Annotated in this window: 9 protein-coding genes; 5 read left to right on the forward strand and 4 right to left on the reverse strand. The window is 41.1% G+C overall.

The window, feature by feature from the left end:
- Positions 1–64: 64 nt before the first annotated feature.
- From AC1RRY_RS21810 to AC1RRY_RS21820, 3 genes are all read right to left on the reverse strand, one after another.
- Entirely contained in the window at positions 65–760 is a 696-nt protein-coding gene (locus AC1RRY_RS21810; protein WP_492823906.1) for a tetratricopeptide repeat protein, read from the reverse strand.
- 269 nt (positions 761–1,029) lie between these two features.
- On the reverse strand, positions 1,030–1,707 hold the full coding sequence (locus AC1RRY_RS21815; protein WP_492823908.1) for an AlbA family DNA-binding domain-containing protein: 678 nt from the start codon (positions 1,705–1,707) through the stop codon (positions 1,030–1,032).
- Between the two features lie 134 nt (positions 1,708–1,841).
- A complete protein-coding gene (locus AC1RRY_RS21820; protein ID WP_492823910.1) occupies positions 1,842–2,555 on the reverse strand; it encodes an MIP/aquaporin family protein in 714 nt (237 codons plus the stop codon).
- 336 nt (positions 2,556–2,891) lie between these two features.
- Here AC1RRY_RS21820 and purB point away from each other — a divergent pair, with 336 nt between their 5' ends.
- The 5 genes from purB (at position 2,892) to AC1RRY_RS21845 (ending at position 11,411) form a co-directional block, all read left to right on the forward strand.
- Positions 2,892–4,235, forward strand: a complete 1,344-nt coding sequence (gene purB, locus AC1RRY_RS21825; protein WP_492823912.1) for an adenylosuccinate lyase — start codon at positions 2,892–2,894, stop codon at positions 4,233–4,235.
- Positions 4,236–4,438: 203 nt separating this feature from the next.
- Positions 4,439–7,384 carry a DEAD/DEAH box helicase gene (locus AC1RRY_RS21830; protein ID WP_492823922.1) on the forward strand — a complete coding sequence of 982 codons (2,946 nt, stop codon included), beginning with the start codon at positions 4,439–4,441 and terminating at the stop codon, positions 7,382–7,384.
- Between the two features lie 45 nt (positions 7,385–7,429).
- Positions 7,430–8,383 (forward strand): D-2-hydroxyacid dehydrogenase, encoded by a 954-nt coding sequence (locus AC1RRY_RS21835; protein WP_492823914.1) that lies wholly within the window; start codon positions 7,430–7,432, stop codon positions 8,381–8,383.
- Between the two features lie 70 nt (positions 8,384–8,453).
- A complete protein-coding gene (locus AC1RRY_RS21840; RefSeq protein ID WP_492823916.1) occupies positions 8,454–10,763 on the forward strand; it encodes a DUF5916 domain-containing protein in 2,310 nt (769 codons plus the stop codon).
- Between the two features lie 132 nt (positions 10,764–10,895).
- Positions 10,896–11,411 carry a hypothetical protein gene (locus AC1RRY_RS21845; protein ID WP_492823918.1) on the forward strand — a complete coding sequence of 172 codons (516 nt, stop codon included), beginning with the start codon at positions 10,896–10,898 and terminating at the stop codon, positions 11,409–11,411.
- Between the two features lie 165 nt (positions 11,412–11,576).
- Here AC1RRY_RS21845 and AC1RRY_RS21850 read toward each other — a convergent pair whose 3' ends face one another.
- Positions 11,577–12,143, reverse strand: coding sequence for a hypothetical protein (locus tag AC1RRY_RS21850; RefSeq protein ID WP_492823920.1), 567 nt, complete (start codon positions 12,141–12,143; stop codon positions 11,577–11,579).
- Positions 12,144–12,536 lie beyond the last annotated feature (393 nt).

Below are 12,536 nucleotides of genomic sequence, written 5' to 3' on the forward strand. Positions count from 1 at the left end.
AATTATTAAAAAAGGGATAAACCTGATTCGGCTCATCCCTTTGATTATGAACAATAACCAAATTTTACTCGCCGACTGCGCCTTCGAGTTTGGACTTATATTTCTTCGCATTGGTTACTTCTACTGACTCCGGAAATTTCTCCTGAAGTTGGGCATAAGCGTCAATTGCTGACTTATTATCTTTTGCTGTTTCATAAGCTGCCGCTAATTTCATTAAATATCCCGGTGTGAAATATTTATTAGGTTTGTAATCGGCTGCTTTTTTATAGTAACTAATGGCATCATCGGTATTCTTTTTCTCCATGTATGCATCTCCAATCAAGGCATAAGCACGACCCTGGATAAGCAAGTCACTCGAGCTGAATTTTTTCAGGTGCTCAATAGCCTCATCATATTTACCTTGTTTCACAAAAACAGCACCTGCATAGAAATTGGCCAGATTGCCGGCATCGGTAGAGCCATAATTTTCAGCTATACTTAGCAAACCTTCGTTACCACCTGTGCCATTAAGTGCTTGTTTCAAAGAATCAGCTTCAAAAGCATGAACTGCATTAAACAAGGCAACCTGTGCTTCTTCGTCCTGAGATTTAGACCAGTAATTGTATCCTACAACACCAAGTACGATAGCCAGAATACCTGCACTTACATAGGTAAGCAGTGCCTGATTCTTTTTCAAAAAGCCTTCTGCTTTCCCAAACTCTTGCTTCAATGCATCTGCGTTTTCAAGAATCTCAATTCCTGTTTTGTCTTTTTTCGCCATTTTTTAGAACCAATGTTTGATTGACTGAAATCAGAATCAATCAGGCAATCGGATATTTTATTAAATTTTTCGTAATGTCCGCGAATTTTCGGACTGCAAAGTTATAAAATTGATTCCGAACTTGTTATATTCTTTTATAAAAATTATACTAAATTCTTGTTGCTTTATTCTATTTTCTTCGTTTCGAAGGCTGGATCAAGGTACATAATGGTAGACTGTCCATAAAAAAGCCGGAAATGCTACATTCCCGGCCTCAATATGGTGTATTTCTAAGCTGCAATAAAAAAATCCTGAACTTCGTGCGGTTGTACTTTTATAACATTGGCCAGCACAAGTACGACTAGTGTTCTGGACGCTATTTTACGGGGAATATTGGCAATGCTCGCATACGTATCAACGGTAATATGCTTGTTATCTGCCAGATACTTCATCAGTGTTCTTTCCTTATCCCCATAATGAAATCTGATATTCAGTCCTTTGCGCTCTCCTTTCAGAATCTCCCTCATTTCTCGACTGGCCTGTACGGATCGATCTTCTACTCTCACATATGCCCGACGATTCTCTATTATTCCGTCAAGATCTACATAATGTGGTTTGAAAGGGCTTTTCGGTATATTAAATATCAGTACTTCCCTGTCTCCTTCAACCAGCACGTGTTTCACGTCATACTCAATAGCCGGATAAATATGCCGTTCAATGGCTCTTCGCAGAATAAACTCGTCTTCTTCGGCAAACTTGAGCCCTTTAATACTTTTATCATCACCGACACCGATAATGAGCCGACCTCCGGCTGAATTAGCGAAAGCAACTACCTCACGGATGATTTTTTCTGGATGATTAGTTTTAAGCTTAAACTCAATATGCTTGTTTTCTCCGTGCCTCACAAGCTCTTTGAGCTCCCTCAAATCAGTTCTTGATTGCTGGGCGAATTGATAATCCAATATCATTTCCAGAATGATTTTGGTTTCTTAAATTTAAACAGAACAATTCTATTTTGCAAGAACTGCTTTACTACTTAAACGAATATTATCTGCAAAAGTTTATATGCGCCCCTCAAACCATGAAAATTATTTATGCCCGGCTACAGGTGAAAGGCATTCAGAATTAAGGCGGCTATAACACCCCCTACCACGGGGCCTAATATCGGAATCCAGGCATAGCCCCAGTCATTGGTTCCTTTTCCCGGAATCGGCAAAATAGCATGGGCTATGCGGGGGCCTATGTCTCGTGCAGGGTTAATGGCATAGCCGGTTGGCCCTCCTAAAGACAACCCTATAGACCACACCAGAAAACCAACCAATAACGGCCCATAGCCTGAATCAGGCGTGCTATAAAATGATGATGACGCTATAATTAATACAATTGTGCCAATTATCTCTGCAATAATATTTCCTGTTGTATGCCTGATAGCCGGGGCAGTAGCAAAAATGCCCAGCTTAGCGCCTTTATCTTCTGTGATGCTCCAATGTGGCAAATAGGCTAACCATACCAGAACCGCTCCTAAAAAGGCGCCTATAATCTGTGCTGAAATAAAAGGCACTACGTTCGACCAGTCGCCTGTCTTTACGGCCATCGCTACTGTAACCGCCGGGTTCAGGTGCGCAGCAGAGCTGCCGAATTTCTGAGCCACAAAAATGCCGGACATAACACCGAAAGCCCAGCCTGCAGTGATAGCTATCCAGCCGGCGTTTTCACCTTTTGAGCCTTTTAATAATACATTGGCAACTACACCATTGCCCAGAAGAATCAGCACGAGGGTACCGACGAGCTCTCCGATAAAGTTAGAGGTTTCCATTAATCAGGTTTTGTTGAATTAGGTTGAAAAGTGTAGCAATTTAATTTTTTTTTTGATAGAACAATGATTCCGTTACCATTTAAGCATTAAATTTGTAAGCGATTAAACAAAATACAGTGGCCGGTAAATTGAAATGCAAATGGTATCATTTATTTGATTTTTAGTTTACATTGGTTATATCGATTGAATACCCCATATCTTTCAGTACCTTTACACTTAGTTATGAGCCTCGCCCGGCTTTATACGCACATTAAAATGCACTACTATTGTTGTAGCAATCTTAACCTTTGATAATCTCTGCCATTAGAAGATTGGCTACAGTTAAATTTTATATTTATGATTTTAAATTCTCTTTCTGCTATCTCTCCTGTTGACGGTCGTTACCGCAAACAAGTGGAAGATTTAGCGAAGTATTTTTCAGAATTTGGGTTGATTTATTACCGTGTGCGGGTTGAAATTGAATATTTTATTGCTTTGGTTGAGTTACCATTACCTCAACTATCTACCTTTCAGAAATCACTCTATAAAGATTTAAGAGCTATTTATGAGAACTTTTCTGAAGAAGATGCGCTCAAAATAAAAGAGATTGAGAAAACCACCAATCATGATGTAAAAGCGGTGGAGTACTTTATAAAAGAAGCATTCGAAAGGCTTAATATCAGTCAGTATTCAGAATTTATTCATTTTGGTCTTACCTCGCAAGACATTAACAATACCGCCATCCCGCTTTCATTAAAAGAGGCTATCGATACCAACATACTGCCGGTTTTTACACAGGTAGTGGAGAAACTGCATTTTCTGGCTGAACAGTGGAATGACATTGCGCTGTTGGCGCATACACACGGACAGCCCGCTTCTCCAACCAGATTAGGTAAAGAAATACTTGTTTTCTGCGAACGCCTTGAAAAGCAACTGGATTTATTGAAAACCATTCCTTATTCGGCCAAGTTTGGTGGTGCTACCGGCAATTTCAATGCCCATTTTGTGGCTTATCCGCAAACCGATTGGGTTGAGTTCGGCAACACCTTTGTAAATAAGCAGCTGGGCTTGTACCGCAGCCAGAAAACCACGCAGATCGAACATTACGATATGTTAGCTGCGATGAGCGACAACATCAAACGGATTAACAACATTCTGATAGATTTCTCACGCGATGTGTGGACCTACGTATCCATGAATTACTTCAAGCAGAAAATAAAAGCCGGTGAAATCGGGTCTTCTGCCATGCCTCACAAGGTAAATCCTATTGATTTTGAAAATGCCGAGGGTAATTTAGGATTTGCTAATGCCATTTTTGAGCATTTCGCGGCCAAATTACCGATATCGCGCCTGCAAAGAGACCTGACCGATTCTACCGTTTTAAGAAACCTGGGTGTACCGCTGGCACATACAGTTATTGCCTTGAAATCGCTTCTGAAAGGACTTGATAAACTGGAACTTAACCGTGAAGCTATCGACCAGGATCTGGAAGATAACTGGGCAGTAGTAGCCGAGGGTATTCAGACCATACTGCGAAGAGAGGGCTTCCCGAAACCTTATGAGGCGCTTAAATCGCTGACACGTACCAATGAGAAAATAACCGAAAAGAAAATAAAGGAGTTTATCGACACACTCGATGTGGGCGAAAAAGTAAAATACGAATTACGTCGCATCTCTCCGTTTAGTTATACAGGCATTTAAGAAACAACCTCATCTTTCTTCCCTTTACCCGTAGCAGCATGATTCGTCGTGTTGCTACTTTTTTTAATCTCCTACTTTCCTTGCAAATCACCTAATCTATAATCATTTTTGTAGTTTGTAGAATGACCAAAGTCCATGCCATGACACAGATAAGAAAAGTTTCTCCCAAGCACCCAACTGGCAGGGCGTCCTATTTTGTAAATATGAAAGTATCTACTCAACAACCTTTTCAAATCGTATATTCATTGTTTGAACATGAGTATCTGGGATTTCTGTTTGAATCTTTCATCATTCAACTTAATGGAAAAGGAGAGCTGACCCTGCAGAATCAGAACGTATCTTCTAAAAATATCCGTGAATTTGCCGAGCGACTGGATTCAACCGATTTTGAGCTGGTAAAACTCATAGACGCCATTCAGCAGGAAACTGTTTTAAAGAAATTCAATACACGTAAAATAAGTTCGCTTGATTTTTTCCTGAAAGTATTTGACGCCGAAAAAGGCGATAAACTGCTACAGGAGACCATTCACAGTTACATGGAGAAACACCGTGCCCAGATTCTGCAAAAACTGTTAGCAAAGCCGGTTTTTATTATGGGTACTGACGGGGAGCCGACCTGGAAAGAAGTGAAGATGATACCCGAAGGCGCTCGTGTCTACTTTAATTTTGTAAGAAACGAAGAAAACACCCATTATTTCCCTACTATCAAGCATCAGGGCGAAAGAGTACATTTCCAGTTTAAGAATGCCAGTGTTTTATGTGAAGAACCCGCATGGCTGCTAATTGATGATAAATTGTATCATTTTGAAAAGCAGATAGACGGCAAAAAACTACGGCCTTTTCTGAACAAGAACCACATTATTATTCCCCGTAATATTGAAGACACCTATTACCAGAAATTCATTGCTCCGCTGATTGCACAGTTTGATGTGTTTGCACAAGGCTTTGAAATACGTTTTGAGCGGCATACTTCTAAACCGATACTGACTATTAGTGAGGTAGTAAACAGTAACCAGAAAGTATTGGCGTCTTTGTTTGATCAGGATGAAGAAGAAAAAGAGGAAAAAGAAAGCAAGATAGTTTTTGACCTGGCCTTTCAGTATGGTAACTATACTTTCAGGTTCGATAGTTTCTCGGCCGAAGCATATGTGAATGTAGAAAAGAACGGAAACGACTGGATTTTCCATAAAGTAAAACGCGATTTAGCCTTTGAACGTCAGCGAATAACAATATTGAAAGACTGGGGACTCGATTTGCGCCAGGGACGGATGTCATTCCCGAAACCGCAAGCGTTTTCGTGGCTTCAAAAAAATGCGCAGCTATTAGAGGAGAACAACTTTGAGGTAAAACAAGACGAAAACAGTCTGAGCCAGAAACAGTATTTTCTGGGGTATTCGGCCATTGAGATAAACATCGAAGAAAAAAACGACTGGTTCGATATTCAGGCAAAAGTAAAGTTCGGTGAATTTGAGATACCATTTCTGAAACTCCGAAACCTGATTATGGCCAATAAACGGGAGTTTGTTTTGCCTAACGGTCAAATAGCTGTTATTCCGGAAGAATGGTTTACACGCTATTCGGAACTGTTCAGTTTTGTGGAAAGAAGCATTGATGACGAGGTAATTCTGAAAAAACATCATCTGGTACTGGTACAAGACCTCACCAACGAAGGGCTGGCGCACTCTGTTATTACCCGAAAACTGGAAAAACTCCGCGATTTTGAAAAGATAAACCAATACGACACCCCACAGCGGCTGTTAGCAACCTTGCGACCCTATCAGAAAGCAGGATACGACTGGCTTCGCTTCCTGTCAGAATACAAGTTTGGGGGTTGTCTTGCGGACGACATGGGTCTGGGGAAAACCATTCAGACCCTGGCATTTTTGCAGTCACAGAAAGAGATGGGGTTGGCGCAACATCCAAGTTTGCTGATAATGCCTACTTCGTTGGTGTATAACTGGCTGAAAGAAATTGAAAAGTTTACGCCAGACCTGAAGGCTTTTGTTTATACCGGTACTTATCGAGAGAAAAACACAGAACAATTTGACAATTATGATTTGATTCTAACCTCTTACGGCATTGCGCGGCTCGATATCGAACTCCTGAAAGATTACCGTTTTCATTACGTAATACTCGATGAGTCGCAGTCTATTAAAAATCCGACATCATATATTTCAAAAGCTGTTATGCAATTGAACAGTGCCAATCGATTGATTCTGACGGGGACTCCGCTGGAAAACAGTACGATGGACTTGTGGACACAAATGACCTTCATTAATCCGGGTTTGCTGGGTACACAACACTTTTTCAAGAATGAGTATCAGATACCGATTGAGAAACATCAGGATGAAAAGCAGATCAGACACTTATACAGCCTTATAAAACCTTTCATGTTGCGCAGGCATAAGTCGCAGGTAGCTACTGAGCTACCACCAAAAGTTGAAAGCGTGCATTATTGCGACATGACTGAAGAGCAGGAGAAAGCTTATGAAGAAGCTAAATCATACTACCGCAACATTATTTTAGAACAGATAGAACAGGATGGGCTTGCGAAATCTCAAATGGTTGTATTGCAGGGTTTAACCAAACTAAGGCAACTAGCCAATAACCCGGTAATGATTGATGAAAACTATGAGGGGAATTCGGGTAAAGATGAAGAAGTGCTGCAGAAATTAGAGACCATTATAGAAGAAAACCATAAGGTGCTGGTCTTTAGCCAGTTCGTAAAGCATCTGGCTATTTTCAGACGTTATCTGGAAGAAAACAACATTCCGTATTGCTATCTCGATGGTTCTACCATTAACCGGCAGGAACAAGTGGACCGTTTTCAAACCGACGAAAGCATTAAGATATTTCTGATTTCATTGAAAGCAGGTGGCCTGGGCCTTAACCTCACCGCTGCAGAATATGTTTTTCTGCTCGACCCCTGGTGGAATCCGGCTATCGAAGCGCAGGCGGTCGATAGAGCGCATAGAATCGGCCAGCAGAACACCGTCTTTACTTATAAATTTATTACGCGTAATTCGGTAGAAGAAAAAATTCTCGCCTTACAGCAAAACAAAAGGAAATTGTTCGATAACCTGATTACCACCGAAGAAACCTTCATGAAGGCATTATCGAAAGAAGACATTCTCAATTTACTTGCCTAAGCTCTAAAGCCCTGGCATGAAACTATTCAACCCTTAAAGAAGCCCATGAAAATAATATATCTTGATGCCTACACGATCAATTCATTAGGAGATCTGGATTTATCTCTTCTGAATAATTTGGGAGATGTTACCCTCTACGACCGCACACCAAAAGAGCAAATCATTGAACGTGCCAAAGACGCCGAAGTTATCCTGACAAATAAATGCGCACTGACACGCGAAATCATCAGCGAGCTACCTAATCTTAAATATATTGGTGTTACTGCAACAGGCTATAATATTGTTGACGTAGCCGCTGCGAAAGAACACGGAGTAATAGTTACTAATGTGCGGGGCTATAGTTCTGCCTCTGTAGCACAACTTGTTTTTGCATTGATGCTGAGTTTTACTAACCGGGTAGCAGCACATGCTCACAATATTGACCAGACATGGCCGTCGTCGGTCGACTGGTGTTTTTATCATGCTCCGCTGATTGAACTGGAAGGCAAAACTTTAGGTATCATTGGTTTGGGTGATATAGGTAAAAAAGTAGCGGCCATCGCATTAGGATTTGGCATGAAGGTGCTGGCCAATAAAAGAGACTTAAGCCGTGGCGGGATGGAAGGAGTAGAGTTGTGTGAAGTTGAAAAGCTTTTGAAAGAAAGTGACTTTGTAAGTCTGCATGCCCCACTCACGACGGATAACCAGGGGTTCATCAATCAGGCTTCACTGGCACTGATGAAACCCTCTGCCATTTTAATTAATACATCGCGCGGAGGTTTGATTAATGAAGTTGATTTAGCCGGGGCACTGAACTCCGGAAAAATTGCCGGGGCGGGTTTAGATGTACTTTCGACCGAACCCCCAGCACATAACAATCCGCTTTTAAAGGCTCAGAATTGCATTATAACGCCACATATTGCCTGGGCAGGAGTAGAAGCCCGGAAAGCCTTATTGAAAGGTACTGTAGACAACATTCTTGCCTTTCAGCAAGGACAGCCTAAAAATGTGGTTTCATGATATTTTTATGAAAGCTGGCACTTTTAGCTGTACCTTTGTATAAAGAGTACTATCCGTATTATTGAGCTTTATGACAAAACTATGCATGGCCTTAGGAGTAATCTTATGTGCCTTGAACCTGATTGCACAGGACAACAAAATCCCAAACGAAGAAAAGTACGTTATCCACATAAAAAAATCTACAGTCCCGATTAAGTTGGACGGCCTTTTAGATGAAGAAATATGGAAGACGGCTGACGTTGCCAAGAGTTTTTTTCTTAACCGCCCCTATGATTCTTCTTTTGCCCAATTGCAAACAGAGGTGCGTGTTGCCTTCGATGATAATTTTGTATATGTAGGTGCTGTTTGCTACCAACCCAGAAACACCTATACCATTGCCTCTCTCAAAAGAGATTTTGAACCCGGTACCAGTGATGTATTTGCGGTTAATCTGGATACTTTCAAAGATCGGCTAAATGCCTTTCAGTTTGTTACCAATCCTTATGGTGTGCAACGAGAAGGATTAATTTTTAACGGAGAAGAAATCTCTAATTTCTGGGACAATAAGTGGTATTCTCATGTCAGAAATTATGACGATTACTGGGTAGTTGAAATGGCGATTCCCTTCAAAACCATTCGCTATAAGGTAGCTGATGAACAAAATACCTGGCGCGTGAATTTCACCCGGAATGTTCTGAAAAGAAACGAGCAGTCGAGCTGGAGCCCTGTTCCCCGTAATTTCGCTCCGAGCAATCTGGCTTTTACGGGTCTGATGATCTGGGACGAAAAACCGCCCCAATCCGGTGCCAATGTCTCCATTATACCTTATGTTTCATTGGCCGCACAAAAAGACTTTCCCAGAAATGAAGAAGACCTAAGCCCATTGAGCACCTCAGCTGACTACCCGAAAGGCATTGGCCTGGACGCAAAGATTGCTGTTACCCCTTCTCTGAATCTCGACCTAACTGTTAACCCGGATTTCTCACAGGTAGAAGTGGACAAACAGGTCACTAATCTGAGTCGCTTTGAATTGTTTTTCCCGGAAAGACGGCAGTTTTTTCTTGAAAACAATGACCTCTTTGGCAACTTTGGTTTTCCTGATACCCGTCCGTTTTTCTCCCGCCGTATAGGCATCACCCGCAATCCGAATACCGGCCTCAATCAGCAGGTGCCTATTCTTGCAGGAGCGCGGTTAAGCGGTAAGTTAAACGACAAGTGGCGAATTGGCCTCATGAATATGCAGACCAAAAGAGTAAGCTATGGTAACGATAAATATCTGCCGGCAGCCAATTATTCTGTGGCAACCGTACAAAGAAAAATACTTGACCGCTCTACGATCGGAGCCATTTTTACTGATAAAGAAAACCTGTTCGGTAACTTAAGTGAAGAAAAGACCACTGGCTATAGAAAGTACAACAGAGTAGGAGGCTTGGAATTTAATTACTATTCAAAAGACAGTCGGTTCGAGGCAGAAACCTATTATCACCAGTCATTCTCACCTGACGGCAAGAAAGATGCTGCCAGTGCGGCACATTTTATGGGTTATCACCACCCGAACATAGATCTGAATTTCGGCGTGCAGAGAATAGGCGAAAATTATCGTGCCGATGTTGGCTTTGTGCCACGCACAGGTATCTGGCAGCTCTACCGCCCTGCAACCATTATATTAAACCCAAAGTCGAAGAGTATCGCCAGATATATTAATGCTTATGGGATTGGGACAGAAGGCTCTGATGTATTTGATCTGAAAGGTAAACTGCTCGATAGTGAGTCGAATATATTTGTATTTGCCAATAGCCCGGCAGGTGATGAAGCCTACATAGCCTATAGCTGGCAATTCACCCATTTATTTGATGCTTTTGACCCTACTAATGCCTCAGATAATCCGAATCCTGACGCCTATAAAAATGTAACAGAATTACCTGTGGGAAATTACCGTTCGAGATTCTTTAACATGGGTTATACCAGTAGCCAGCGATACAGCCTCACCGGTACTTTTGATTTCAGTAAAGGGAAATATTACAACGGTAACGCTACTATCTGGGAAAGCAGCATTGCCTACCGTTTTCAGCCTTACGGAATTTTTACGGTCGATTGTAATTTTACAGACATCCGTCTTCCTGAACCTTATAATAGTGTAAAGTATTGGTTGCTCGGCCCACGTGCCGAATTAGCGGTATCAAAGAGTCTGTTTTTTAGTACATTCTTCCAGTATAACACGCAAACGAATAACATCAATATTAACTCTCGCCTGCAGTGGCGATTCCGACCTGTAAGTGACGTTTTTCTGGTATATACTGACAACTATTTTGCTGAAAACATCTCCGGTTATTATGTAAATGCCTGGGCTCCGAAGAACCGTGCCTTGATTCTGAAAATGACTTACTGGCTGAATATTTAGTGATAAGAATCAATCCATCATTTAAAATTTTAGCGGCATAGGGGAAATACGGCGTTTGTTTGTCTTTGTTAAAAATAGTTTGATGCAACCTTCAGGCATACAAGCGCATTATTAACAAAAAAGAACGAAACTATGAAACGTAACGCCTTTGCTCTTCTCATCCTGCTTTGCTTTCTGTTCGTCACCAAAACTCATGCTCAGCGACGAGCACACAGGTATCGGTATGACCATAGACCCTATGTACGGGTTGTTCCACGTGTAATTGTGCCTCGCATTGTGGTGCCTCCACCTATAATCGGGTTTTCCTGGGGATATAGCCCTCGTGTATACGTTGTACCGCCACCCATCATTATAGGAGGAGGAAGAGGCTGGCGCCATTACCATCGCCATGGCTATGATTGTAATAGCCACTGCCATCGCTGGAGTGACGACCGTTATTATAATGATAGAGAACGCCGCTATTATGACGACCGAAGAAACCGGGAATATTATGATGAACGAGAAAGAAGATACAATGAAGATGAACGGAACCGTAGATATAAAGACTACGACCATTATTATAATCGCTTAGAGAATAATAAGCAATCGGCCCCGAAGACCTATAATACAGATGAAGATACTTTTGAAGATGAAATTGAAAGCATTTGATTTAAATACTGAGAGTGAAAAACAAAAGGATAGGAGGTTCTTCTATCCTTTTGTTGGTGGTAGAAGTGGCATCTCACCGGATAAATCCTTAACTTCTTCTATTAATTTGAACTGGTTACTTCAACACACAAATTGGCTCGCAACAAATCATAGAAGACTCTATCATTAATGTGTCCAAACAAATCCTCTTATATCAAATTCCATTATTCTAAAACCATCTCCATAAAATTCAGCTTCAATTAACAACTTATCTGATTTTCTCAAGTTTTCAACAATCGTATCTGTAGAATCCAATATTATCATATCAGAACTGCCATCTGAAAATGCACGTCCAATGATTTTAAAGGCAGGTTTATCGTCAAATCTCACTGATAAAGATATATGCTCGTCCTCAATATTAAATTGCCCTTTAGTAACTGCAAGTATGACTTGATTTTCTTTGTTCACATTTCTGATATTCACTGCCGCTCTTGCTCCTCCATCATAAGGAAATCTAAACTCCAATGTATTTCTTGATAATACATTCGCATTATATATTAGAGTCGACGTCATCTTGTTAACACTTTCGTCATAAAGCCAATAATTACTCTCCTTTGAGGTTGAATCACTTTTCTTAAGACTGCTAGAATCTTCTTTAGTATTCGTTGGATTAGAACATGCACTAAACAGCGTCATTGAAAGGAGTAAAATAATATAATGCGATGGTTTTAGTTTTGAGTTTGAATTTTGCATAGGGGTGTTAACTTATCATAAATTGCTATTCAGGGTAAGCAAGATAAGCCGTTTTTAATAATTTTGCAATTTTTGGGTATGAGCGGGCTTCGGGGTGGTTATTGCTATAATGCAAAAAAAAGACCTTAGCATTGCTACTAAGGTCTTTAAATAAAAAACTGGGCGGACGGCCAGTCCGTCTACTCCGTCATGGAATGAGACTCTTCCAAGTATGAACCGACAAACGTTTTGTCAGTACCATCAGCGGTGCGGACTAGTCGTCCCCGGGCCGGAACACGCTGTTTTAACTGCTTTGTTCGAATGGAAAGGGTATAACGCAAAAAAAAAGACCGCTACTTTCGTAACGGTCTTTAAATAAAAAACTGGCGTCTACTTACTCTCCCAAGTATGAAC

Source organism: Emticicia sp. GW821-FHT11C11, from assembly GCF_058808615.1.